General features: G+C 31.5%; 29 protein-coding genes, 1 tRNA gene and 1 pseudogene. 25 read left to right on the forward strand and 6 right to left on the reverse strand.

Features of this window, described 5'->3' with window-relative positions; genetic code table 11:
* Together N4A42_RS12860 and N4A42_RS12865 are read left to right on the forward strand one after the other, a co-directional pair.
* Positions 1 to 1,233 (forward strand): annotated as a pseudogene (locus N4A42_RS12860) (LmbE family protein); the annotation flags it as partial.
* Positions 1,234 to 1,356: 123 nt separating this feature from the next.
* Positions 1,357 to 3,180, forward strand: a complete 1,824-nt coding sequence (locus tag N4A42_RS12865; RefSeq protein ID WP_294074694.1) for a sodium:solute symporter — start codon at positions 1,357 to 1,359, stop codon at positions 3,178 to 3,180.
* 72 nt (positions 3,181 to 3,252) lie between these two features.
* Here the strand turns inward: N4A42_RS12865 and N4A42_RS12870 are convergent, their stop codons facing one another.
* The gene (locus N4A42_RS12870) at positions 3,253 to 4,101 is read right to left on the reverse strand and encodes a DUF2911 domain-containing protein (RefSeq protein WP_294074697.1); all 849 of its coding nucleotides are present in this window, start codon (positions 4,099 to 4,101) and stop codon (positions 3,253 to 3,255) included.
* 166 nt (positions 4,102 to 4,267) lie between these two features.
* Between N4A42_RS12870 and N4A42_RS12875 the strand changes: the two genes are divergently transcribed.
* The 17 genes from N4A42_RS12875 to N4A42_RS12955 all read left to right on the forward strand — a co-directional run bounded on the left by N4A42_RS12875 (position 4,268) and on the right by N4A42_RS12955 (position 16,886).
* On the forward strand, positions 4,268 to 4,600 hold the full coding sequence (locus N4A42_RS12875; protein WP_294074699.1) for a helix-turn-helix transcriptional regulator: 333 nt from the start codon (positions 4,268 to 4,270) through the stop codon (positions 4,598 to 4,600).
* 31 nt (positions 4,601 to 4,631) lie between these two features.
* Positions 4,632 to 5,519 carry an arsenite methyltransferase gene (locus N4A42_RS12880; RefSeq protein ID WP_294074701.1) on the forward strand — a complete coding sequence of 296 codons (888 nt, stop codon included), beginning with the start codon at positions 4,632 to 4,634 and terminating at the stop codon, positions 5,517 to 5,519.
* A 16-nt stretch (positions 5,520 to 5,535) separates the two neighbouring features.
* A complete protein-coding gene (locus N4A42_RS12885) occupies positions 5,536 to 6,150 on the forward strand; it encodes a protein-tyrosine-phosphatase (protein ID WP_294074704.1) in 615 nt (204 codons plus the stop codon).
* 7 nt (positions 6,151 to 6,157) lie between these two features.
* Positions 6,158 to 7,210, forward strand: a complete 1,053-nt coding sequence (arsB, locus tag N4A42_RS12890; RefSeq protein WP_294074707.1) for an ACR3 family arsenite efflux transporter — start codon at positions 6,158 to 6,160, stop codon at positions 7,208 to 7,210.
* Positions 7,211 to 7,307: 97 nt separating this feature from the next.
* Complete coding sequence (locus N4A42_RS12895) at positions 7,308 to 7,967, forward strand: TetR family transcriptional regulator C-terminal domain-containing protein (protein WP_294074710.1); 660 nt, start codon at positions 7,308 to 7,310, stop codon at positions 7,965 to 7,967.
* Positions 7,964 to 9,274, forward strand: a complete 1,311-nt coding sequence (locus N4A42_RS12900; protein ID WP_294074713.1) for an AarF/UbiB family protein — start codon at positions 7,964 to 7,966, stop codon at positions 9,272 to 9,274. Before N4A42_RS12895 ends, N4A42_RS12900 begins: the two co-directional genes overlap by 4 nt.
* A gap of 42 nt (positions 9,275 to 9,316) precedes the next feature.
* A complete protein-coding gene (locus N4A42_RS12905; protein WP_294074716.1) occupies positions 9,317 to 9,586 on the forward strand; it encodes a hypothetical protein in 270 nt (89 codons plus the stop codon).
* Between the two features lie 232 nt (positions 9,587 to 9,818).
* Positions 9,819 to 11,252 carry an SDR family oxidoreductase gene (locus N4A42_RS12910; RefSeq protein ID WP_294074719.1) on the forward strand — a complete coding sequence of 478 codons (1,434 nt, stop codon included), beginning with the start codon at positions 9,819 to 9,821 and terminating at the stop codon, positions 11,250 to 11,252.
* A gap of 149 nt (positions 11,253 to 11,401) precedes the next feature.
* Positions 11,402 to 11,842 carry a hypothetical protein gene (locus N4A42_RS12915; protein WP_294074721.1) on the forward strand — a complete coding sequence of 147 codons (441 nt, stop codon included), beginning with the start codon at positions 11,402 to 11,404 and terminating at the stop codon, positions 11,840 to 11,842.
* Between the two features lie 132 nt (positions 11,843 to 11,974).
* A complete protein-coding gene (gene folE, locus N4A42_RS12920) occupies positions 11,975 to 12,667 on the forward strand; it encodes a GTP cyclohydrolase I FolE (RefSeq protein WP_294074724.1) in 693 nt (230 codons plus the stop codon).
* 3 nt (positions 12,668 to 12,670) lie between these two features.
* On the forward strand, positions 12,671 to 12,898 hold the full coding sequence (locus N4A42_RS12925; RefSeq protein WP_294074727.1) for a hypothetical protein: 228 nt from the start codon (positions 12,671 to 12,673) through the stop codon (positions 12,896 to 12,898).
* 3 nt (positions 12,899 to 12,901) lie between these two features.
* Entirely contained in the window at positions 12,902 to 13,585 is a 684-nt protein-coding gene (locus tag N4A42_RS12930; RefSeq protein ID WP_294074729.1) for an SDR family NAD(P)-dependent oxidoreductase, read from the forward strand.
* A gap of 5 nt (positions 13,586 to 13,590) precedes the next feature.
* Positions 13,591 to 14,130, forward strand: coding sequence for a glutathione peroxidase (locus N4A42_RS12935; RefSeq protein ID WP_294074731.1), 540 nt, complete (start codon positions 13,591 to 13,593; stop codon positions 14,128 to 14,130).
* A 35-nt stretch (positions 14,131 to 14,165) separates the two neighbouring features.
* Complete coding sequence (locus tag N4A42_RS12940; protein ID WP_294074733.1) at positions 14,166 to 14,630, forward strand: TspO/MBR family protein; 465 nt, start codon at positions 14,166 to 14,168, stop codon at positions 14,628 to 14,630.
* 21 nt (positions 14,631 to 14,651) lie between these two features.
* Positions 14,652 to 15,113, forward strand: coding sequence for an SRPBCC family protein (locus N4A42_RS12945; protein ID WP_294074736.1), 462 nt, complete (start codon positions 14,652 to 14,654; stop codon positions 15,111 to 15,113).
* A complete protein-coding gene (locus N4A42_RS12950) occupies positions 15,114 to 16,418 on the forward strand; it encodes a deoxyribodipyrimidine photo-lyase (protein WP_294074738.1) in 1,305 nt (434 codons plus the stop codon).
* Positions 16,419 to 16,523: 105 nt separating this feature from the next.
* Positions 16,524 to 16,886, forward strand: a complete 363-nt coding sequence (locus N4A42_RS12955; protein ID WP_294074741.1) for a nuclear transport factor 2 family protein — start codon at positions 16,524 to 16,526, stop codon at positions 16,884 to 16,886.
* 86 nt (positions 16,887 to 16,972) lie between these two features.
* Here N4A42_RS12955 and murA read toward each other — a convergent pair whose 3' ends face one another.
* From murA to N4A42_RS12970, 3 genes are all read right to left on the reverse strand, one after another.
* Positions 16,973 to 18,289 (reverse strand): UDP-N-acetylglucosamine 1-carboxyvinyltransferase, encoded by a 1,317-nt coding sequence (gene murA, locus N4A42_RS12960; protein WP_294074743.1) that lies wholly within the window; start codon positions 18,287 to 18,289, stop codon positions 16,973 to 16,975.
* Positions 18,290 to 18,294: 5 nt separating this feature from the next.
* The gene (locus N4A42_RS12965) at positions 18,295 to 18,939 is read right to left on the reverse strand and encodes a DUF4290 domain-containing protein (protein WP_294074746.1); all 645 of its coding nucleotides are present in this window, start codon (positions 18,937 to 18,939) and stop codon (positions 18,295 to 18,297) included.
* Between the two features lie 86 nt (positions 18,940 to 19,025).
* A complete protein-coding gene (locus N4A42_RS12970) occupies positions 19,026 to 19,319 on the reverse strand; it encodes a DUF493 family protein (protein WP_294074749.1) in 294 nt (97 codons plus the stop codon).
* Positions 19,320 to 19,410: 91 nt separating this feature from the next.
* Here N4A42_RS12970 and N4A42_RS12975 point away from each other — a divergent pair, with 91 nt between their 5' ends.
* The 5 genes from N4A42_RS12975 (at position 19,411) to N4A42_RS12995 (ending at position 23,960) form a co-directional block, all read left to right on the forward strand.
* On the forward strand, positions 19,411 to 19,950 hold the full coding sequence (locus tag N4A42_RS12975) for an ATP-binding protein (protein WP_294074752.1): 540 nt from the start codon (positions 19,411 to 19,413) through the stop codon (positions 19,948 to 19,950).
* Positions 19,951 to 19,952: 2 nt separating this feature from the next.
* Entirely contained in the window at positions 19,953 to 21,848 is a 1,896-nt protein-coding gene (locus tag N4A42_RS12980) for an ATP-dependent DNA helicase RecQ (RefSeq protein WP_294074754.1), read from the forward strand.
* Positions 21,845 to 22,804, forward strand: coding sequence for a methionyl-tRNA formyltransferase (fmt, locus tag N4A42_RS12985; protein WP_294074757.1), 960 nt, complete (start codon positions 21,845 to 21,847; stop codon positions 22,802 to 22,804). Before N4A42_RS12980 ends, fmt begins: the two co-directional genes overlap by 4 nt.
* Positions 22,805 to 22,999: 195 nt before the next feature.
* Positions 23,000 to 23,272 carry an HU family DNA-binding protein gene (locus N4A42_RS12990; protein ID WP_076620986.1) on the forward strand — a complete coding sequence of 91 codons (273 nt, stop codon included), beginning with the start codon at positions 23,000 to 23,002 and terminating at the stop codon, positions 23,270 to 23,272.
* 133 nt (positions 23,273 to 23,405) lie between these two features.
* On the forward strand, positions 23,406 to 23,960 hold the full coding sequence (locus N4A42_RS12995; RefSeq protein WP_294074761.1) for a YqgE/AlgH family protein: 555 nt from the start codon (positions 23,406 to 23,408) through the stop codon (positions 23,958 to 23,960).
* Here the strand turns inward: N4A42_RS12995 and N4A42_RS13000 are convergent.
* Both N4A42_RS13000 and N4A42_RS13005 read right to left on the reverse strand, forming a co-directional pair.
* On the reverse strand, positions 23,957 to 24,811 hold the full coding sequence (locus N4A42_RS13000) for an aminotransferase class IV (protein WP_294074763.1): 855 nt from the start codon (positions 24,809 to 24,811) through the stop codon (positions 23,957 to 23,959). The genes N4A42_RS12995 and N4A42_RS13000 overlap by 4 nt on opposite strands.
* A 68-nt stretch (positions 24,812 to 24,879) precedes the next feature.
* Positions 24,880 to 25,272 carry an START-like domain-containing protein gene (locus N4A42_RS13005; RefSeq protein WP_294074766.1) on the reverse strand — a complete coding sequence of 131 codons (393 nt, stop codon included), beginning with the start codon at positions 25,270 to 25,272 and terminating at the stop codon, positions 24,880 to 24,882.
* A 131-nt stretch (positions 25,273 to 25,403) separates the two neighbouring features.
* Between N4A42_RS13005 and N4A42_RS13010 the strand changes: the two genes are divergently transcribed.
* Positions 25,404 to 25,477, forward strand: a tRNA-Met gene (locus N4A42_RS13010).
* The last annotated feature ends 2 nt before the right edge of the window (positions 25,478 to 25,479 follow it).

Genomic DNA, 25,479 nt, shown 5'->3' on the forward strand with positions numbered 1-25,479 from the left:
CACTATACAACACCATATTGGTTAAACAAAAAAAGTAGTTTAGGCATGTATCATGTAGAGAATACAGAATGGATAGGAAAACCTGAAACTCCAAGAGCTCTAAAAGTAGATTTTAACTTAACTATTGAAGGTACACCAATAACCATTACCAAACCTGTTGTATATCGTTATTCTAAACCAGACAAAGGTGAATTATACAGACCTTTTGAAATTATACCAGAAGTATCTGCTAGTATTAGTGATAAGGTATTCATTTTTGAAAACGATCAACAAAAAGAGATTGAAATCACTGTAAAAGCAGGACATGATGCCATTGAAGGTTATGTGCAAATGGCTTACCCAAACGATTGGAGTGTCTATCCTGAAAAGCAAAAAATTGAAATTGTAAACAAAGGAGACATTCAAAAGGTAATATTTACAGTAATTCCTCCAAAAGGACAAAGCGAAGGTTTAATAACACCTATGGTAAATATTAATGACGAATTTTATACAGATGAACTTATAGAAATAGACTACTCACATATTCCTTACCAAACTGTATTGATGCCAAGTGTTAGTAAAGTAGTGCGCTTAGACATTAAAAAACGTGGCAATAATATTGGCTATATTGAAGGTGCTGGAGATGTTGTGCCCGAAAGTTTAAGGCAAATTGGTTATAACGTTACTATTATAAAACCAGAACAAATAACAACCGAAAATTTAGTGAATTTTGATGCCATAGTTGTAGGCATAAGGGCTTACAATATTTTAGATGAATTGAAGTTTAAGCAAAAATATCTGCTAGACTACGTAAAAGAAGGTGGCAATATGATTGTGCAATACAATACCAACCGAAGAATTAAAACAAGTAATATTGCTCCATATGAGCTAAAACTATCTAGAGATCGTGTAACCGATGAAAATGCCGAAGTGCAAATTTTAGAACCCAACCATTCGCTTCTTAACTTTCCTAATAAAATAACAATTCAAGATTTTGAAGGATGGGTACAAGAACGTGGTTTGTATTTTCCAAACCAATGGTCTAATGAATTTACGCCTCTTCTTGCTATGAATGATAAAGGAGAAACATCTAAAAAAGGGAGTTTACTTATTGCCAAATACGGTAAAGGAAACTACATCTATACAGGCTTGAGTTTCTTTAGAGAGTTTCCAGCAGGTGTTTCTGGAGCTTATAAACTTTTTGCTAATTTACTTTCTGCAGGAAAAGAAGAAAATTCCAAAATTAAGAATTAAATATCTAACCAATGAACAACCAACCAAAACAAAAATGGGATAAAATGTACACCATTGTGTTACTTGCCAATGCCCTATACATCATTCTATTTTACTTTATAACTGTATCATTCGCTTAACCTTATGCAACAAACTTTAGATTGGATTGATTGGACCGTTTTAATTGTCACTTTAGCTACAATAGTTGGTTATGGTACTTGGAAAACCAGAGGCAGAAAAAATGCACAAGATTACATAAAAGGTGGTAACTCCACTAAATGGTGGACTATTGGCTTGTCTGTAATGGCAACACAAGCTAGTGCAATTACATTTCTTTCAACAACTGGCCAGGCCTTTTCTGATGGTATGGGATTTGTACAATTCTATTTCGGATTACCAATTGCAATGGTAATTATTTGCTTAGTGTTTATTCCGCTTTACCATCGGCTTAAAGTATATACAGCCTATGAATTTTTAGAGAATAGATTCGATTTAAAAACACGAAGTCTTACAGCAATTCTATTTTTAATACAACGTGGATTAGCTGCTGGAATTACCATTTTTGCACCTGCTATTATTCTTTCGGTTGTTTTAGGTTGGAATATAGTAACACTAAATATCATCATTGGTGTATTGGTGATTATTTACACGGTTTCTGGCGGTACAAAAGCAGTAACTGTTACCCAAAAACAGCAAATGTTTGTCATCTTTGGTGGTATGATTGCGGCTTTAGCAATAATTATTAATCTAATACCTGATGAAGTATCATTTACTGATGCCATTGATATTGCTGGAGCCACAGGAAAAATGCAAGTCTTAGACTTTTCTTTCGATTTAAATAACAGATATACGGTTTGGACAGGTCTTATAGGCGGAACCTTTTTAATGCTATCTTATTTTGGTACAGACCAAAGTCAGGTGCAGCGCTACCTTTCTGGTAAATCTATGAAAGAGATGCAAATGGGTTTACTTTTTAATGGATTACTGAAAGTACCAATGCAATTTTTTATCCTACTAGTTGGTGTCATGGTATTTGTTTTTTATCAATTTAACCCATCTCCATTAAATTTCATCGATGCTTCAACACAAACGGTTTTAGCTTCAGAATACGGAGATGATTACAAAGCGCTTCAAAATAAACAAGCTGAACTTTTTGACATGAAACAAAGACTGAGTTTAGCTTATGCAGAAAATAATGATGCCAAATTAAAATCTGAATTATTCACAATAGATAGTATAGAAAAGACATATCGATTAGAATCTAAAGTTCTCATCAAAAAAGCTATAGATCCTGATTATGCCAACAAATATGAATCTCTTAAAAAAGAAATTTATGACAACTCTTTAGGATTAATGAAAAAAGGCACCTATAATGAAAAGGTTGAAGAATTTAATAAGCTATCAAAAGATGCCGCCAAGGACACACAAACCAATGATAGAGACTATATGTTTATACGCTTTATCCTCAACAATCTACCTAAAGGACTAATTGGGTTGTTATTGGCTGTGATTCTCTCAGCAGCAATGTCTTCAACTGCTTCAGAAATTAATGCTTTGGCAACTATAACCTCCATTGATTTGTATGGTAGAAACCTAAAAGAAGATAAAGGAGAAACACACATGGTAAACATGACCAAGTGGTTTACATTTGGTTGGGGAATTATTGCTATAATTATAGCTTGCTTCGCAAATCTTGCCGAAAATTTAATTCAGCTTGTTAATATTATTGGTTCCATTTTTTATGGTAATGTGCTTGGTATTTTCTTATTAGCATTTTTCTTTAAACACATTAAAGGAAATGCAGTTTTTACAGGCGCATTAATTACACAAATAATTATAATAGGCCTATACTTTTTAGATAATGCTGAAATCATCAATCTACCATATTTGTGGTTAAATTTAATAGGGTGTGTTATTGTTATTATTATAGCTAACCTATTACAGCCTTTTAGCAAAAAGAATAATTAAACAAAAAAAAGCGCAACTCAATGGTTGCGCTTAAATTTATCTTTTAAGAAGTCGTTTAAATTCTAAAGAATTTTACATTCCTCCCCATTCTTTTAACGATTCTTTATTCATCTTTACATAATCATCATTTCCAGCTTTTTGAGCACCATCAAGAGACTTTTTTGCGGCAGCAATAGCACCTTTTTTATCACCATTAGCAGCATGTATTAAAGATTGTTGTCTTAAGTACCAAAAACGTGGTTGATCTTTTGTCATCTCAACAGCCTTGTCAATCCAAGTCATAGCATCCTTTAAATCTTTACCTTCAGCTAAATTATATACTGCAGCTGCATAATAATCGTTAGCTGATGGTCCTGCCATTACTTTCTTAATAGATGCAGATACTTTTGTTTCAGTAGGTACTTTAAACTTAACAGCTGCATAAGTGTTTTCCCATATAAAACCTATACTTGCAGAACTATTAGTTAAATCATCAATACCTATAGTCCATGTTTCTACATTCATAGGCATTTCGTATATCTTAGCAGAAACCTTAGCAGCTACCTTAGACTCATCCCATTCACCAGGTGTTCCCCAATTATTAGTATCAGAATAAAATACAATATCCCAAGATTCTTTATTTGGCGAGATAAAAATAGCATAAGAACCTGCTTTAAGAGAAGTACCCTCAATAGAAACGTCATCACTAAAAGTAATCATCGTATTCTTGTTAGCACCTGCTCTCCACATTTTGCCATAAGGTACTAAATCTCCAAATATTTTTCTTCCTTTCATACTCGGACGAGAGTATTCTAAGGTTACGTCTGTTAAACCTACCTTTTGCTCTATTTTAGTAAAAGGGCTCGGCTGTGGTGTTTCCACCTGAGCATTTACAGAAAACATCAAAGTTAGTGCAAATGCAAATAGTAATAATTTCTTCATTTTTTTTGGTATTAAGTGTTTTTTAATAGTTGGTATAAATTTACGACGAAACAAAAGTTAGGTATGTTAAGGATTCCTTAAAAGAAAATATTGGGAATTTTTGACAAGACATAATTATAGATTCAATTATTAATCGTAATATTGCAATATATAAATTAACAGCACTATGGGATTAACTAAAAGTGAAATATTTACCGACCAGCAAAATGAAATTGCAAGCCTCGCTAAAGCATTTGCACATCCTGCCAGAGTCGCTATTTTACAGCAAATATTTAAAGCAAAAACTTGTATTTGTGGCGATTTAGTTGATGAAATAGGTCTCGCACAAGCAACAATCTCTCAACATCTTAGAGAATTAAAAAAAATCGGACTTATTAAAGGAAGCATAGAAGGTACAAGCGTTTGCTACTGTATTGATGAAGAAAATTGGGCAAAAACCAATAACATCTTTGTTCAATTTTTAGATTACAAGTCTCAAAATACGGATTGCTGTCAATAATAGATTATAATAACATTAAAATAGATTTAAAATGAAAACCGAACAAGAATTAAAGGATATCGTAAAAACAAGATATGCCAAAATTGCTGAACAAGGTAAAACAGAAAATGCGGCATCTTGCTGTGGTGCTACTACTCCATCTAACAAAGTTTATAACATAATGATGGATGACTACTCTGAAACCGACGGTTATGTTAGTGATGCAGATTTAGGTTTGGGCTGTGGACTTCCTACGCAATTTGCTCATATTAGCAAAGGAGATACAGTTATAGACTTAGGATCTGGTGCTGGCAATGATTGCTTTGTAGCCAGACACGAAACTGGTGTTGAAGGCAAAGTTATAGGTATTGATTTTACTCCTATAATGATAGAAAAGGCACGCATTAATGCTGAAAAATTAGGATATAATAATGTAGAATTTAGAGAAGGTGATATCGACAACATGCCTGTAAGTAATGATGTGGCTGATGTTATAGTAAGCAATTGTGTTTTAAATTTAGTGCCAAACAAGCCAAAAGTAATTAATGAAATTTTTAGAGTACTAAAACCTGGAGGGCACTTTAGTATTTCAGACATTGTACTTGTAGGCAACTTACCTGAAGCTTTAAGAGAAGATGCTGAAATGTATGCAGGTTGTGTTGCTGGAGCGATTCAAAAAACAGATTACATGCAGCATATATCAGATGCTGGTTTTACTAATATAACTATTCAAAAAGAAAAGGCTATTACTATTCCTGATGATATATTGATTAAATATCTAAGTCAAGAAAAAATTAATGAATTTAACTCTGGCGATATTGGAATATTCAGCATTACTGTTTATGCAGAAAAGCCAGGAACTAAAAAAGATAAACCAAAAGTAAAACTTGCAGATTTATCTAATGAGTCTTGTTGTTCAACAGATAGTAATTGCTGTTAAGTCTATAAAAACAATTATGATATTTTCAAAATTATTAGAAAAAATAGAAGCCCTAGATACAACTTCTATTTCAGAGGAAAGAAAAGCTGTTTTGCAGCCTTTAGTAGATTATATTCAAACTAAAATTAACACCAATACCACAATAAACCTCAACTTTATTTGTACGCATAACTCTAGAAGAAGCCACCTTTCTCAAGCTTGGGCTCAAGTTGTTGGCTCCTATTATGGTGTTAGAGATTTATATTGTTATTCCGCAGGAACTGAAGCTACAGCTTTATTTCCTGTGGCAGCTAAAACCTTAGAAAATTCAGGTTTTGAGGTGGAAAAACTCTCAAACGAAAATAATCCTGTTTATGCTCTAAAATATGCTGAAGTTAAGCATCCAATTATCGGGTTTTCTAAAACTATAGATTCTAAGTTTAATCCAACCTCTGGATTTGCGGCAATTATGACGTGTTCTTCTGCAGATGAAGGCTGTCCTTTTGTGCCAGGTTCAGAAAAAAGAATCCCAATAACATTCGAAGACCCTAAAGCTTTTGATAACACACCTCAACAATTAGAAAAATACGATGAACGCAGTACACAAATTGCTACTGAAATGAAATATGTGTTCTCTGAAATAAAACTCTAAACTAATAATGACAAAAATTAAAAAGAAACTCAGTTTTTTAGATAGTTACCTAACACTATGGATATTTTTAGCAATGATACTTGGTGTTGGCATTGGTTATTTAGTGCCATCTCTACCAAAGTTAATTAATTCTTATAGCAGTGGTTCTACTAACATACCTATTGCTATTGGTCTTATTTTAATGATGTATCCTCCTCTAGCTAAAGTAAATTATTCATTATTACCAAAAGTATTTAAAGATGTAAAAATATTATCTATTTCTCTAGTACTAAATTGGATTATTGGCCCTGTATTAATGTTTACTCTAGCGCTAATCTTTTTGCAAGATTACCCTGAGTATATGGTTGGATTAATACTTATTGGTTTAGCACGATGTATTGCTATGGTTTTGGTTTGGAATGACTTGGCAGAAGGCAGTAGTGAATATGGCGCTGGTCTTGTGGCCTTAAACAGTATTTTTCAGGTTTTCGCATATAGTTTTTATGCCTATTTGTTTATTACAGTTCTCCCTCCTTATTTTGGTTTTAAAGGTGCTATTGTAGATATTTCTATTGCAACTATTGCAGAGAGTGTTGCCATTTATTTAGGAATTCCTTTTTTACTTGGTATCTTATCAAGATTAATTTTAGTAAAATTAAAAGGCAACGAATGGTATACTAAAAAGTTTATTCCAACCATTTCACCTTTAACATTAATCGCACTATTATTTACCATAGTTGTTATGTTTTCATTAAAAGGAGAGCTTATTGTAGAAATACCTATGGATGTACTTATTATAGCTGTACCATTACTCATATACTTTACTATTATGTTTATTATAGGCTTCTTTGTTAGCAAAGCTTCAGGAGCTCCTTACGATAAAAATGCTGCCATTGCATTTACTGCTGCTGGCAATAACTTTGAGTTAGCCATTGCTGTAGCCATTGCCGTATTTGGTCTTAATTCTGGTCAAGCATTTGCTGGTGTAATTGGCCCATTAGTAGAAGTACCTGCTTTAATATTATTAGTTAGAGTATCTTTTTGGCTTAGAAAAAAGTACTATACATCACAAAAAGCTTAGTTGTTTTTTAGACTTTCATTTATTTAGTTAAATTTTTGTTTAACTTTCACGCTAAAAAATTAAACATTTATTATCTTTACATTGAAAATCAACAACAATGTCAAAGAAAATAAATATCAATAAAGCAGATATAATAGCATTTTACATGGATTATGTTTTAACACATAATATCCAACCCAAGTCTGTATATGTGTTTTCTAAAGAAAATGATTTTGAAGAGCAAAGATTCTACGATTTTTTTACGTCGTTTGTAGCATTAGAAAAACAAATCTTTAAAGCATTTTTTGATAATGCTTATGACGTTTTACATAAAAGTGAAGACTATCTTTCTTTTGATACTCGAAACAAAACACTAAGCTTCTATTTCACATTTTTTGAAATACTAACAGCTAACCGAAGCTTTGTAGTATATGCACTAGATAAAGACAAGAACAAATTAAAATCTCTAAAAGTATTATCAGATTTAAAATCTAGTTTTACGGATTACATTTCAAAGTTAAACACAAATACCATTGACCTAGGTGATGAAAAGCTTAATAAAATTAAAGAGTTAAGTATTAAAGAGTCTTCATGGGTTCAATTGTTACTAACTCTTAAATTTTGGTTAGATGATACTTCTACAGCCTTTGAAAAAACAGATGTATTTATAGAAAAATCAATAAACACAGCTTTTGATTTTATTGACACTGCTCCTCTAAAAAGCTTGTTAGATTTTGGCAAGTTTATTTATAAAGAAAAATTTAAAATGAGCACATGAAAACTATAAACAACATACCTGTTTCTAAAATCGCACGTGCTTCAAAACTAGTTAGTACTGGCGCAAAGGTTGGTGTAAATTATCTAAAATATTACGGAGACAAAATGGTGAACTCTAAAGAAGAAGCTAAAGAACGTCTTAACCAAAACAATGCAGAAGATATCTATGATAGTCTAAAAAAGCTAAAAGGTAGCGCATTAAAAGTAGCACAAATGCTTAGTATGGAGAAAAGCATTTTACCTCAAGCATATGTAGAAAAATTTTCACTATCTCAATTTGCTGTTCCTCCATTATCTCCACCATTGGTAATTAAAACTTTTAAAAAATATTTTAACAAACATCCCGAAGAATTATTTGATACTTTCTATGCAACTTCAGTCAATGCTGCAAGCATCGGACAAGTCCATATTGCAGAAAAGGATGGGAAAAAATTTGCTGTGAAAATCCAATATCCTGGAGTTGCAGAGAGTATCGCTTCTGATTTGGCTTTGGTAAAACCCATAGCTACCAAAATGTTTAATATAAAAGGAAAAGATTCTGATAAATACTTTAAAGAAGTTGAAAATAAACTTACTGAAGAAACCGATTATTTATTAGAAATAGAACAAAGTAAAGCAGTTGTTAAAGCCTGTCAACACATTCCAAACTTAAAATTCCCTAGATATTACGAAGAATATTCTTCTGAGCGTATCATAACTATGGATTATATGAAAGGCGAACATCTTTCTGAATTTGTAGCTCACAATGCAAACCTAGGATTGTCTAATAAGCTTGGACAAGCGCTTTGGGATTTCTACATGTATCAAATTCATGTTCTCAAAAAAGTTCATGCAGATCCGCATCCAGGTAATTTTTTGATTTCTGAAGATGAGCAACTCATTGCGCTAGATTTTGGTTGCATGAAGCACATAACAGATGAATTTTATGTTCCTTATTTTGAATTAGCAAACAAAGCTACTATTAATAATCCTGAAAAATTTAGAACAAAATTAAAAGAATTAGAAATTTTACGTAGTGATGATTCTGAAGAAGAAATCAAATTCTTTTCTAATATGTTTTATGAGTTACTAAGCTTATTTACTCAACCATTTCATAACGAAGTTTTCGATTTTTCAAATCCAGATTTTTTTAATCAAGTGGCTGAAATGGGACAAAAATATTCTAAAAGCACTGAGCTGCGTAATATGAATGGCAATCGTGGTTCTAAACATTTTATTTACATTAATCGCACATTCTTTGGTTTATATAATTTAATGTTCGATCTTAAAGCAGAAAATATAAAAATTAATAATTACAAAACCCTATAAATGTGTTAGCATTCATTGAGGAAGAGTATAAAAATGAGAGCTATGAGTAATTTAAAAGACATTAAATCGGAAATAGAGAAATTTGCAAATAACTCAGATTTGACTGAACTACAAATCATAGAGAAACTGGAAAAACATTACTTTAATAAAAAAGTAAATGAGAATTTAAGGCTGTATAAAAAAGGAGATAAAAAAGTGAACCAAATAACTAAAGACCTAAAAATCTCGCCACGAAAATTTTACGCAATTTTAGAAAAGAAAAAAATAGAATTTAAAAAGTATAAAAAGGATGATTTAAAACAAAATATCTGACTTTTAGCTCGTTTTCGGAATTGGAACTTTAATTAAAAAACAAAAGCGGAATTAAATTTAGATTTTAACACGTTGAGGAATTACTCACTCAATCGGATTATTTGAACTCAGAAAAAAACAACGAAATGCCAACAAGGCGTATATTTCATTGCACCTGAATTTCCTATCAGAAATTCAACGCATTTTCCTATGTTTACGCAACAACGGAAACATATAACACATCAAATGCATAATGAAAATTCTTATCACAGGTACAACGGGTTATATTGCCAAAAGATTAGCTTTACATCTTTTAGAAGCTAATCATGAACTTGTTTGCTGTGTTAGAGATTTAAATCGTATTCCTGTTGAAATTGAAAAACATTCGTTATGCTCTTTTATTAAAGTAGATTTCTTAAAACCAAAGTCTAACATAATACCTAAAGACATAGATTTCGCCTATTACCTAATTCACTCTATGTCTACAAGCTCTAAAGATTTTGAAGACCTAGAACGCCAATGCGCTCAAAATTTTAAATCCTTAGTCGAAGCAACAAATTGCAAACAAGTAATATATCTAAGTGGTATTGTTAATGACGAATCTTTATCAAAACACCTTAAATCTCGTTTACAAGTTGAAGAAACCCTAAAGTCTAACAAGTATGCTTTAACAACATTCAAAGCAGGAATAATTGTTGGTAGTGGTAGTGCATCTTTTGAAATCATAAGAGACATCGTTGAAAAACTTCCCATAATGATTACTCCCAAATGGTTAAATACAAAAACACAACCTATTGGGATTAGAGATGTTCTCACGTATCTATCTAAAGCACTAGGTAAAGAGCCACTTTATAATAAATCTTTTGACATTTTTGGTCCAGAAATTCTAACATACAAAGACATGTTGCTACAATTTGCAAAGGTTCGTGGTTTAAAACGTTACATCTTCACATTACCTGTTTTAACGCCAAAATTATCTTCATATTGGCTCTATTTTGTAACCTCAACTTCTTTTCAATTGGCACAAGCCTTAGTGGATAGTATGAAAATAGAAGTTATTGGTAAACCAAGTGATATTAACAAACATATCAGCACAAAAACCATGACCTATCAAAATGCTGTAAAGTTGGCATTTCAACACATTCAACAAAATTCTGTCATTTCTAGTTGGAAAGATGCTGTAAGTAGTGGCCTTTTTAAAGATAAATTATCTAAGCATATAGAACTGCCACAGTACGGATGTTTTAAAGATGTACGCTCAAAGACCATTATAGATCAAGAGTATACTCTAAATAAAATATGGACAATTGGTGGTCGTAACGGCTGGTATAGTTATAACTACTTATGGAAACTTAGAGGTTATATAGATAAGCTCTTTGGAGGCGTAGGCTTAAGACGAGGACGCACACACGACACCTATTTAGAACCTGGAGATCCTCTAGATTTTTGGCGTGTTTTATTAGCTGATAAAAATGAAAAGCGCTTACTACTCTTTGCTGAAATGAAATTACCAGGAGAAGCATGGTTAGAGTTTAAAATTGTTAAAAACAAATTATATCAACGTGCTGTATTCAGACCCAAAGGTGTTTGGGGAAGATTATATTGGTATATGGTTTTACCGTTTCATGCCTTTGTTTTTAAAGGAATGCTAAATGCTCTTGTTGTACCAAAAAATGACTTATACTGAAAGTCTCAGACTAATTCAACGACATATTATATACAAAAACATCATATTGTTATCAAACAATTAGTACTATTTTATTTATAATCTTAATTATCTGTTAATTTTTGTTTAACAATAATTAAAAAAGATTAAACATTTTGTATATTTATAAAATGATATTAAACACAACACATTACAATCCTGAACACAAACAAATTATAAATGTCCTTATTGGCAGTTCTTTTAGTTTGGTACAGAAATTGAAAATGAAAGGTGTGGGATCTGGGCGAATGATAATAGATAAAGTAAGTCCAAATATGCAATCAATGATTAACAAAGTGTCAGATATCAACTATACTAACATTGAATTACGCTCTAAAGGTATTTTAGTAATGATTAATAAAGGTCTAAAGAATTATACCTGGATTATACCTTATTATCAATTAGCTATAAACAAAATTAATGGCTACAGCATACATGCACAAGGAAAATTTGTTCACTTTAAAAACAATAAAATGCTTAGAGAGAACAAAAAGTTTTTTGATAAGCTATTAAATGAAAAATTAAGATATGATATGGATTTTACCATGCCAAAAATATATTTAGTAAAATAACTTAAAGTCATTAATTACATAATTAAATGACATAAATTAAAGAAAAAGTAACAAGTAACTCTATATTAAACGCTAACCGTGCTTTGATTTAAAATTGGAGTCTTTAAAGACAGCACATTAAAAAGAACACAAATGGAAACAAAAACAATTCCACACAAAAATGGTAACTCCCTAAATGGTTTTACAATTGAAGATATTGGCAATGATCATTTATATACAAGTCTAGACACACCAATGAAGCCTAATGCTTTTGATATGTCTGACAATGAAAAAAAAGAACGACTTTCAATATTATTTACCGAAATACTAGACGTATTAGGATTAGACTTAACAGATGATTCATTAAAAGGTACACCAGATAGAATCGCAAAAATGTATATTGAAGAAATATTTTCGGGCTTAAACCCTGAAAACAAACCTAAAGTAGCATTATTTGATAATAAGTATCAATACAATCAGATGCTAGTAGAAAAAAACATAACGTTCTACTCTAATTGTGAGCATCATTTTGTACCAATAATTGGCAAAGCTCACGTTGCCTACAAATCTTCGGGCAAGGTTATTGGCCTTTCAAAATTAAACCGAATTGTACAGTATTACGCCAAGCGTCCACAAGTACAAGAACGTTTAACAAACCAAATCGCCAATGAACTTAAAACGGTTTTAGAAACAGACGATGTAGCTGTTATAATTGATGCAAAACACCTCTGTGTATCTTCTAGAGGTGTTAAAGATGATACTTCAGCTACAGTAACTACATATTATGATGGTGAATTTAACTCACCAGAAAAAATTATTGAATTACAAAACTATATAAACAATTAAGCTATGGACATTTTAGAAAGAGCAGTTAAATTTGAAAACAGAAAGTTTTCTTTCAAAACCACAAGCGACAGAATTTTAGCAGCTAGAGAAGCCAAAGAGCTTATTCTTGGTGTTAATGAAGTTTACAAGAAAAAGAAAGATGCCAAATTAATGGATTTAATGAAGCGTTTAACTCTTATAAAACAAAAAATTGAAAAACGATTAAAAGGTAGACCACTCACAGCTGCATAATAAATGAAAACTATAATTGTAATTGGCGGTAGTAAAGGTATTGGTAACGCAATCGTTTTATCTTTACTTTCTTCGCATAAGGTTATAAATATTAGTAGGTCAACACCAAAACTATCACATGATAATCTTACACACTATCATTGCGATGTTATTAATGATCAACTACCTGATATTACAACAGTTGACGGATTGATCTATTGCCCAGGAAGCATTAATCTTAAGCCAATTAGCAGACTTAGTATTGAAGATTTTAAAAATGATTTTGAAATTAATGTACTTGGAGCTGTTAAAACAATTAAAAAGTATTTGCCTGTATTAAAAAATGGAGTTAATCCATCTATTGTATTATTTAGTACAGTAGCCGCAAAACTTGGCATGCCTTTTCATGCTAGCGTAGCAACTTCAAAATCTGCTATTGAAGGGTTAACAAAATCTCTTGGTGCAGAATTAGCACCAACCATAAGGGTTAATGCTATCGCACCTACAGTGACTGATACTGAACTAGCTGCAAAATTGTTGCGCAACGAGCGAATGATTAGTAATATTACTGAGCGTCATCCACTAAAAAAATACTTGCAACCACAAGAAGTTGCTGATATGGCTTTATTTCTACTTTCAGAAAAAGCTACCTCCATATCTGGACAAATCTTTAAAATGGATTGTGGCATTGTTAGTTTTAAAATATAATTTTCATGAAACTCATCAATAATTTAGTTAACAAATTTTCAACCTCAGAAATAGATAACACTTCAAAGTCATTAAAATCTATTTATGATATATCGATTAACAATCTAAAAGGGCAACGTATAGATCTAAATAAGTTTAGAGGCAAAAAATTACTCTTTGTTAATGTCGCTTCAAAATGTGGATTTACTCCTCAGTATAAAGATCTTCAAAAGCTACAAGAAACTTTTAAAGATAGTTTAGTTGTTATTGGTGTACCTTGCAATCAGTTTGGAAAGCAAGAACCAGGAAATCCTAGTGAAATAGAAGAATTTTGTGAAGTAAATTATGGAGTTTCTTTTTTAATTACCGAAAAAATTGATGTTAAAGGCGTAAATCAGCATCAATTATATACTTGGCTGACTAAAAAAGAAATTAATGGAAAACAAAGCTCAAACGTTAAATGGAATTTTCAGAAATATTTAATTAGTGAAAATGGTGAGTTTTTAGACCACTTCTACTCCATCACAAAACCCTTAAGCAACAAAATAACCAAATATTTAAACTAGTCTCATTAACTAGCCCTTACACTAAATATTTCAAAATGAATAAAACGATTTATTTTATTATTTTTCTGGTAATCAATTTAGGAGGATTAGCTTTAGGTAGTTGGTTGATGAACAACGGTCCAACTTCGCAATGGTATTTAAACCTAAATAAAGCTCCTTGGACTCCACCTGGTTGGGTGTTTGGTACAGCATGGTCTTTTATTATGCTATGCTTTTCGTGGTATTTGGCAGAACTTTTTCATAACAGAAGCTCAAAATTTTTATGGTTTGTATACATTTTTCAGGTTATTTTAAATGTTGGGTGGAATTGGGTTTTCTTTAACCAACACCATACAAAAATAGGTCTATTTGTTATTAGTCTCTTACTACTCGTTATATCATACTTTTTTATCACTTTCAGAAACGATCGTTTAGAATATGCTAAGTATTTGCTAGTTCCATATCTTATATGGCTATGTATTGCTATATCATTAAATGGTTATGTTGTATTTAACAATTAGTATCTAATCGGTTCTTATTAAATGAAAATTTACACGCTACATAAAAAACAAAATCTTCCAATATCTGTTAACGAGGCATGGGAGTTTTTGTCTAGTCCAAAGAACTTAAAAATCATAACGCCAGATTATATGGGCTTTCACATACTTTCTGGTGCAGATAAACCTATGTTTCCTGGTCAAATCATTCAGTATATTGTAACTCCAGTTCTTGGTATTAAAACTAAATGGGTTACAGAAATTACTCATGTAAAAGACAGAACATATTTTGTAGACGAACAACGCTTTGGCCCTTATGATTTATGGCATCATAAACATTTTATTAAAGAAATTGAAGGTGGTGTAGAAATGGAAGATATCGTTGATTATAAGTTACCTATGGGTATATTAGGACAAATGATTCATCCCCTTGTAGTTAAACCTAAATTAGAAGAAATCTTTAATTACAGAACAAAAAAACTCGAAGAACTTTTCGGAAAATACTAAATGAACAAAAAGATAAATATATTTTGGTTTAGACGAGATCTAAGGCTAGATGATAATGCTGGTTTTTATAAAGCTCTACTCAGTGAACATGCCGTTTTACCAATATTTATTTTTGATACAGAAATTCTAGATAAATTACCTAAAGATGATGCTCGTGTTACTTTTATACACGAGACTTTACAAAATATGAGGCAAAACCTACTAAACCATCACAACAGTAGTATTGCTATTTATCATGGTAAACCAAAAGATATATACAAGCAACTTATTAAAACTTACCATATAGATTCGGTTTACACCAATAATGATTACGAGCCTTATGCTAAAAAGCGTGACAATGAAATTAAATCTTTTTTAAGTAAAAACAATATTGGCTTTAAAACTTTTAAAGATCAGGTAATTTTTGAAAAAGATGAAATATTAAAAAAAGACGGCAACCCTTATGTTGTTTATACTCCATACATGCGCAAATGGAAAGAAAAATTTAGTGTAAAAGACCTCGTTTTTTTAGAGACTAAAACTCACCTTAATAAGCTTATTAAAAACACCAAATTACCAAATTTAAGTCTTTCTGACATTGGTTTTATAAAATCCTCACAACAAATACATGATTATAACGCATCACCAAAATTAATACAGCAATACGAAGAAACTCGTAATTTTCCAGCAAAAGATAGCACTTCTCGATTAGGTCCACATTTACGTTTTGGTACAGTAAGCATCCGTAAAATGATGAAAAAAGCTATTGCGGAAACCAATGAAATCTTTTGGCAAGAATTGATTTGGCGCGAATTTTTCATGCAGATTCTTTGGCACTTTCCGCACACAAAAGACAAAGCTTTTAAGCCAAAATACGACAGAATAGAATGGCGTAATAACGAAGCTGAATTTAAACTATGGTGCGAAGGCAAAACAGGTTATCCACTTGTAGATGCTGGTATGCGACAACTTAACAAAACTGGTTTTATGCATAATCGAGTAAGAATGTTGGTTGGTAGTTTTTTATGCAAACATCTGTTGATTGATTGGCGTTGGGGCGAGGCTTACTTTGCTGAGAAACTACATGACTATGACATGGCAAGTAACATTGGTAATTGGCAATGGGTCGCTGGTTCTGGTGTAGATGCTGCTCCTTATTTTAGAATTTTTAATCCAACATCTCAAATTCAAAAATTTGATAAAGACCATCAATACATAAAAAAATGGGTTCCTGAATACCAAGAGTTAACCTATCCTCATCCAATAGTAGATCATAAAGCAGCTAGAGAACGCTGTTTATCTACTTATAAAGCTGCATTAGCTTAATTACTAGTTACATTATAGTTTAACCCTAACATTATTTTAAGATAATTTGAATTACTTTTTAAGTAAATTTAGAACAACTATTTAACTAATTAAAAAACAATCAATATGAATACTTGGGATGTTGCCAAAAAATGGCATCAAATGTGCGCTGAAGGTAAAAACCTAGAATGCGTTGACGAACTTTATGCAGAAAATGTTACTAGCAGAGAAATGCCTGGTATGCCAGATGAAATAGTTACAGGAAAACAAGAGGTATGGAATAAGAATAAAGAATGGCTAGACAATGTTGAAGAATTCCATAGTGGAGATATTAGCGAACCTGTTGTTGCCGGAAATCATTTTACAACCAAAATGTCTTTTGATGTTACCTTTAAAGACAGAGGAAGACAACAAATGGAAGAAGTTGGTGTATGGGAAGTAAAAGACGGTAAAATTGTTAGCGAACAGTTTTTCTATGCTCTGGAATAATTAAAATTTCACATGTAATAAAAACTAAAAAAGCTTCAAAAGTAAATTTTGAAGCTTTTTTATTATGTAAAAGAACAACTTTTTGCTTAGTTGCCTGGCAAGCGCTCTATCTTAGCACCAATTGCTCTTAGCCTTTTATCAATATTTTCGTAGCCTCTATCTATCTGCTCTATATTATGAATTATAGAAGTTCCTTTTGCAGATAACGCAGCAATTAATAACGAAATACCAGCTCTAATATCTGGAGATGTCATCGTCGTAGCTTTTAATTGCGATTTAAAATCATGCCCAATTACAGTTGCTCTATGTGGATCGCAAAGAATTATTTTTGCTCCCATATCTATAAGCTTATCTACAAAGAACAAACGACTTTCAAACATTTTTTGATGGATTAACACTTCTCCTCTTGCTTGAGTAGCAATCACCAAAACTATACTTAATAAATCTGGGGTAAATCCTGGCCAAGGTGCATCTGCAATAGTTAAAATAGAACCATCTATATAATTCTGTATCTGATAACCATCTTTATGTGCAGGTATATGAATATCGTCTCCTTGTTGCTCTACTGTAATTCCTAATTTTCTAAACACACTAGGAATTTGACCTAAATCATCCCAACTTACATCTTTTATAGTCAGTTCACTTTTGGTCATAGCAGCTAAGCCAATCCAACTACCAATTTCTATCATATCTGGTAGCATTTTATGTTCAGTACCACCTAAACTCTCAACTCCATCTATAATTAACATATTAGAACCAACACCAGAAATCTTAGCTCCCATTCTGTTTAGCATTTTACAAAGTTGCTGTAAGTAAGGCTCACAAGCTGCATTATATATTGTTGTTCTCCCTTTTGCTAAAACAGCTGCCATTACAATGTTAGCAGTACCAGTTACCGAAGCTTCGTCTAAAAGCATATAAGTACCTTTTAACTCATCTGCTTCAACACCATAGAAATACTCTTCGCGATTATATCTAAATTTTGCGCCAAGGTTAATAAACCCTTCAAAGTGAGTATCTAATCTACGACGGCCAATTTTATCACCACCTGGTTTTGGAATATAACCTTTACCAAAACGACCAAGTAAAGGACCTACAATCATTATAGAGCCTCTTAAGCCTTTTCCATCCTCTTTAAACTCGGCTGATTCTAAATAATTTAAATCAATATCGTCTGCCTTAAAGCTATACGATCCATGATTTAATTTATTGATTTTAACACCTAGCTTTTTTAACAAATCTATAAGCTTATTAACATCAATAATATCTGGAATGTTGTTTATAGTAACTGTTTCTGAAGTTAATAAAACAGCGCATAAAATTTGTAAAGCTTCGTTTTTTGCTCCTTGTGGCTTTATTGAACCTTTTAATTGGTAACCGCCTTCGATTTTAAATGTACTCATACGTTTTAATAACGTTTACGATTACTAGAATATTTCTTTTTAGATTTTTTAGAGCCTCCTTTATTACCATATTTAGTTTTAGAACGCATTAAACTAGAAGCATCTGTTAAATCTTCATCATTATTTTTTAGGTTAATCTTCCCATCAGACAACTCAAATAGATGATCAAATATTACAGTATCCTCTACACTATCTTTATTCCAGTTGAGATAGCATTTTTTCATGTGGTTAGCAATGGTATAAACCAAAGCCTCTTTCATTTCCCCTTCTTCCCAAGTAATAGCAACATCTATCATGGTTTTAATATTATTACCATAAAAACGATACTTAGGGTGGTTTTGAGGGTATTTTAAAGGATCTGGTCCAGCAGATAATTCCTCTCTTGAAGGTTTTGGATATGGTGAATCGGCATCTAGTTCAAAATCAGACATTATAAAAAGTTGATCCCATAACTTATGCTGAAAATCTGCGACATCTCTTAAGTGAGGTTGTAAATTACCCATTACAGAAATAATAGCTTTCGCTAATTTATTTCTTTCTTCTTTAGTCTCTCGCGTTTTTGCATGGTTAATCATTTTTTGTAAATGACGACCATACTCTGGTATAATTAAATGCTCGCGCTCTGTGTTGTATTCTAAATTATCAATCAAAATATAAAATGTGTAGTAAATTTTACAAACCTGAAGTTTCTAGGTTTTGCCGCAAAGTACAAAAAATAGTAGTCTTATAATAAATTTTAAAGGGAAATTACACCCTCAACTTTTTCTGCTACTTCTTTGTATTTAGATATAACAGCATCAGGGTTTTTCATTTTTACATTAACTGAAACACTTGTGTATTTACCATTTTTTGATGGTTTAGTTTGTATTACCGCACCCAAATGATTAAACAACGATTTAATTTTTTCAATCTTAGCGTCTTCAGAAACAACTATAAACTTATATAAATATTCTGTTGGCCAAAGTGCTGTATCTTGTAATTGAGCCTTTAATTTTATATAAAATTCTTCTGTTTTTTTATTATTATCCATTACCAATTTTTATTGATGCAAAGATACATCTTAGTTTGTATTTTTCGTTTTAATAATTTATCACGATTTTTACAGCAAAAATATTGCCAATTTGAATCCCAAAAAAATTGTTATAACTGGTGGTCCAGGCACCGGAAAGTCTTCTATAATAAATCATTTAAAATCTCGTGGATTTTTATGTTATGAAGAAATCTCTAGACAAGTAACGCTTGAAGCTAGAGAAAACGGTATAGAACAACTGTTTTTAACTGAACCCTTATTATTTAGCGAAAAACTTCTTGAAGGTAGAATTAAACAGTACAATGATGCTTCTGATGAAAAAACAAACATGGTTTTCTTAGACAGAGGTATACCAGATGTTTTAGCCTACATGGACTATATAGGTGATGAATATCCTCAATATTTTAATGATGCTTCTAAAAACAATAGCTACGACTATGTTTTTGTATTAGCGCCTTGGCAAGAAATTTTCACAAGCGATAGTGAACGCTATGAAAATTTTGAACAAGCCATAGAAATTCATCATCATTTACTAAAAACCTATATGCGTTTTGGCTATCAACTTATTGATGTGCCGTTTGAAACTATAGAAAAACGTACAGATTTTATTCTAGAGGTCTTAAATTTGTAGTAATGCATCCTATAGAAGTTTTAGAACGTTATTGGAATTATACTTCTTTTAGACCTTTACAAGAAGACATTATCACTTCAGTCTTAAATAATGAAGATACCTTTGCTTTATTACCAACTGGAGGTGGTAAATCTATTTGTTTTCAAATTCCAGCACTAATAAAGGACGGTATTTGTATTGTAGTATCTCCGCTTATTGCGTTAATGAGAGACCAAGTCAATACACTAAAACAAAAAGGTATTAAAGCCATTGCTTTAACCTCAGGAATGTCTTACAAAGATTTAGACACTCAATTAGACAATTGCGTATTTGGCAATTATAAATTCTTATATCTTTCACCAGAACGTTTACAACAACAATTAGTACAAGAACGCATTCAACGGATGAATGTTAATCTTATTGCTATTGATGAAGCACATTGTATTAGTCAATGGGGAAATGATTTTAGACCTGCTTATAAAAACATTACAACCTTACGTCAAATTCATCCTCAGGTTAATTGTATTGCACTTACAGCAACAGCAAAACATAATGTGATTAATGATATTGTTAAAAACTTAGATTTTGTTGCTCCTAAAATTTTTAAAGCTTCTTTTACAAGACCAAATATTGCTTATCAGGTCATTCATACCGACGATAAATTATTTCAATTAGAACATGCTCTCAATAGCCATAAAGGAAGCGCTATCGTTTATGTTAGAAACCGAAGAGCTACTAAAGATATTAACGATTACTTAAATGCTAAAGGGTTTTCTTCAACATTCTATCATGGTGGTATAACCAACAAAGAAAAAAAAGACCGTTTACAGCAATGGCTAAATGAGCAAAAACAGATTATGGTTGCTACTACGGCTTTTGGAATGGGAATTGATAAAGCCAATGTAAAAAACGTTATACACTTTAATTTACCAGAAAGTTTAGAAAGTTATTATCAAGAGGCAGGAAGAGCAGGAAGAGATGGAAGTTTAGCCAATGCTATAATCTTAAAACAACATATAGATGAGGATCATTTAAAAAAGCAATTTTTAAGTACACTACCATCAATCGATTTTGTTAAGCGTACTTACAAAATGCTATGCAATTATTTTCAGATAGCATATGGTGAAGGTGAAAACAGCACTTATCAGTTTGATTTTAAAACCTTCTGTTCAACCTACAAATTAAATCCTAGCATTACCTATAACACGTTAATATTATTAGATAGAAATTCTGTAATAACATTAACTCAACACTTTAATTTTAGAACTAAAATTCAGTTTTTAACTTCTAACACTGTCTTATTTCAATATCTTGAAAAGCATTTAAGGTTGAATACCTTAGTTAAGGTTTTACTGCGCACCTACGGAGGTATTTTTGACTATGAAACAAAAGTTAATCTAAACCTTATTATTGAAAAAGTAGGCATACCAGAAAAACAAATCATAGCACAATTACAGCAACTACAAAAAGATGACGTAATTAATCTTGAAATGGCTAATACAGACTCTGAAATTACTTTTTTAAAACCTCGTGAAGATAATATTACGATAAACCCTATTGTTAAAACAATTGAACAACAGCATTTATTAAAACACAAACAGGTTTCTGCTGTATTAAATTATATAAATAACGATTCGGTATGCAAAAATCAACAACTATTAGCCTATTTTGACGAAAAAACCACTGCTACTTGTGGTCAATGTTCAGTATGTCTTCAACAAAAATCAAAAACTAAAAAAGCTGATACTATTAATATTTCAAATCAAATTATAAATGCTTTACAGGTAGAAGATTTATCTTCGCGCCAATTATTAAAAGCTATAAATTGTTCAGAAAAAGAGTTAATAAACAGTATTTCTCAACTCATTGAAATAAGAAAAATTAAACTAACATACGCTAACACCTACACACTTATATGACAAATAAACGCGACTTACGAATTGTTTTTATGGGTACACCAGATTTTGCTGTTGCTACACTAAAAACATTATTAGATAATAATTATAACGTGGTAGGTGTAATTACAGCACCAGATCGTAAGGCTGGTCGTGGACAAAAGCTAAAAGCATCAGCGGTAAAACAGTTTGCTTTAGAGCATAACTTAAATATTCTTCAACCCAAAAACTTAAAAGCCGAATCTTTTATAGAAGAATTAAAAGCTTTAAATGCTAATTTACAGATTATTGTAGCTTTTAGAATGTTACCAGAAGTGGTTTGGCAAATGCCAGAGTATGGCACTTTTAATCTTCATGCTTCGCTACTACCGCAATATAGAGGTGCAGCTCCAATACATTGGGCAATTATTAATGGAGAAACAAAAACAGGTGTTACTACGTTCTTTATAGATGAAAAAATAGATACTGGTGCAATAATATTAAGTGAAGAAACCGATATTGCAGAAGATACAACAGTTGGTGCACTTCATGACCAATTAATGACCATAGGAAGTCATCTTGTTATTAAAACTGTTCAACTTATAGAGGAAGACAAAGTCATCACGACTATTCAACCTAAATCTGATGATTTAAAAACGGCGTATAAGCTTAATCGTGATAATTGCAAAATTGATTGGGAACAAGATCTAGATACTATATTTAATAAAATACGTGGTTTAAATCCTTTTCCTACAGCTTGGTGCTATTTAAAAAATGAAGATGAAGAATTAATTACTACCAAATTATATGATGTAGAAAAAGTGTATGAAACCCATAATTTTGAAGCTGGATTGGTTATTTCCTCAAAAACAGAGTTAAAAGTTTCATGCCAAGGAGGTTATATAAAAGTGAAAGAAATGCAGCTTCCTGGAAAGCGAAAAATGGATGTAAAATCACTTTTAAACGGATTTGAATTTTCTAAAAGCGCCAAACTCTTGTAAACCCTTGTTATTGTTGACTTAACAAAATAATTCGACAAAAAGCACATCTTTATTAACAAATGGCGTGACTTATTAACAAAATCGTCGATTTCCCTTGCTATTACTTGCGTAGCTTAATTTTACTAATAAATTTGTGTAAGGATTTTAGGAATCCTTTTAAAAAAACGAATTTTTAATACTTTAAATTTATAATTTATGAACAAAACAGATTTAATCAATGGTATGGCAGAGAATGCAGGTATTACTAAAGCTGCAGCTAAGAAAGCATTAGATTCTATGTTAATTGACATTGAAGGAGCATTACAAAAAGGAAATAGAGTTTCTTTAGTAGGATTTGGATCTTGGTCAGTTTCTAGAAGAGCTGCAAGAGACGGAAGAAACCCTCAAACTGGTAAGACTATCAAGATTAAAGCTAAAAATGTAGTGAAATTTAAGGCAGGTTCTGACTTAAGTAACGCTGTAAACTAAGACATTTTTTTCTTACAAATACTAAGCCTGCTCTACGAGTAGGCTTATTTTTTTGCTTTAAATTTTAAGGCGTTTAAGTTGTTTAAGTGCTAAAAAAATCCTAGCTTTATTAAGCATAAAAGATCATATTAAGATGACAAAGCCAGTAAAAGGTAATCTATTAATTGCAGAACCATCCATTATCGGAGATATATCTTTCAACCGAGCAGTCATTTTATTGGCAGATCACAACTCACTCGGTTCTGTTGGCTTTATCTTAAATAAACCATTAGAATATAACCTTAAAGATCTTATTGATGGTACTGAATCAGACTTCACGGTTTACAATGGTGGCCCTGTAGAACAGGATAATTTATATTTTATTCATAAATCACCAGAATTAATACCTAATAGTATAGAAATCTCTAATGGTATTTTTTGGGGTGGAGATTTTAATGTTGTAATCAACCTTATAAATAATAACAAAATCTCTAAAGATGATATTAGATTTTTCTTAGGGTATTCTGGTTGGGCAGAACAACAACTCGATGATGAATTAGAGTCTAACGCTTGGCTAATCACAGAGAATATTTATGAAAATAAAATAATTGCCAAATCTTGCCATACGTTTTGGCGCGAAAAAATGCTAGAGCTTGGAGGAGATTACAGCATATGGTCTAACGCACCTGAAAATCCTAGCTATAATTAAATACCCAATCTTATTTTAGCATTAAGCTTATTCATTAACTTCTGCGCAAATTCACTTCCATAAGTTTTTTTACGATATCTAGTAATTGGCACTATACCTTGTATAACATTTGTAATAAATAGCTCATCTGCTTTTTGAAGTTCAAAAGGACTAATAGAAGCTTCTTCTGTATATAGATTAATATCCTTAGCCAAAATCTCTAATAATTGCTTTCGCATTACACCTTTTAAGCAACCATCTTCTAGAGGAGGAGTCTTTATTTTATCACCTTTAACCAAAAATAAATTACCATTCAGTGCTTCAATCACAGATTTGTTTGTATTTAACACCAAACAATTGTCTAAATCATTTTCTTTGGCATAAATACTACCTATAACCTGAATGGCTTTATTATTACTCTTTAATCCTGACAATAGTCCTGGAGCAATAAAAAAGTCCTTATATAAATCTACAACACATTCGTTATTTGCATCAATGCTATAAAACGGATTATGATATGATTCTGCCACAATATTAAAATTCACCTTAGTATCATCATCTGGCAAATATTTACCACCTTCACCTCTATCAACATTTAATCGTAATCTGGCAGGAGCATTCATAAGGTTATTAGCTTCAACAGTTTTTAATATTTCGGTTTCTAAAAACTCCATTGTAAACTTCATAGGAATATCCATTCGCATAATACGCATAGATGCCATAAGCCTAAAGTAGTGATCTTCCCAAAAAAAGATTTTTCCATTTACAACTTTAAGCGTTTCAAAAAGAGCGTCTCCATATTTGTAGCCTCTATTTTTAGAGGATATATCTGAACCAGCTATAATAATGAGGTTTCCGTTTAAATTTACCATAAAAAAAGTCTCGATTTAGTTTTTAAATTAAATCGAGACAAAGATATAATAGTTGAGTTAGTTACTAGTTATCTAGAGCCTAAAACTTGTTTAAGGCTAGAAATTTGGTTATCCCAAAGCATTTTCCCTTCTTCTAGCTCATCTTCTTCTGCAAAATCAGTAATCATTAAAGATACATCTTTTGTAATTTCATCTACTTGAATTCTAATTTCAAAATAGTAATTAGATCCATCTTCTTCATCATTTAACCAACGGAACTTTACACGTTCCCCACTTTTTTTGGTTATCAATTTGGCTTGTTCTTCTGATCCGTCCCAAATAAATGTAAATAATTCACCTCTAGAATTTACATTATCAGCGAACCATTCTGATAAGCCAGAAGGTGTAGATATGTATTGGTAAATAAGCGAAGGAGATGCTTGTATCACAAACTCCATTTCATATTTTTCTTTATCGTCCATATAAGCTTTGTATTATTTGCTCAATATATGCAATTATGATACAATTAAAAACTTTAGGCTAAAATTATTTTTTTTTAGTTTGTAATGTTTGTTGTAGTAGAATTTGTTTATATATTTGCACCCGCAATTATGGCGAGGTAGCTCAGTTGGTTAGAGCGTCGGATTCATAACCCGGAGGTCTCGAGTTCAAATCTCGATCTCGCTACA

This window comes from Winogradskyella sp., assembly GCF_025210595.1.
Lineage (GTDB): Bacteria > Bacteroidota > Bacteroidia > Flavobacteriales > Flavobacteriaceae > Winogradskyella.